1 pseudogene is annotated in these 237 nt (G+C 55.7%); it reads right to left on the bottom strand.

Annotated features, from left to right (window positions below):
* Positions 1–237: pseudogene (locus COC46_RS15730) on the bottom strand (collagen-like protein); the annotation flags it as partial.

The raw sequence follows: 237 nt of genomic DNA, 5'->3' as shown, positions 1-237 counted from the left end.
CCCCGTTACTCCGGTTGCTCCTGTTGCCCCCGTTACTTCGGTTGCTCCTGTTATTCCGGTTGCTCCCATTAATCCTGTCGGGCCTGTTTCTCCTGTTGTTCCGGTTGCCCCTGTTATTCCGGTTGCCCCTGTTATTCCGGTTGGGCCTGTTAAACCGGTTGCCCCTGTTAAACCGGTTGCCCCTGTTATTCCTGTCGGGCCTGTTTCTCCTGTTGTTCCGGTTGCCCCTGTTAATCC

The organism is Bacillus sp. AFS041924 (genome assembly GCF_002577195.1).
Taxonomy (GTDB): Bacteria; Bacillota; Bacilli; order Bacillales; family Bacillaceae_G; genus Gottfriedia.
The sequence above is the reverse complement of the archived record's forward strand: the minus strand, read 5'-3'. Positions and strand labels throughout refer to the sequence as shown.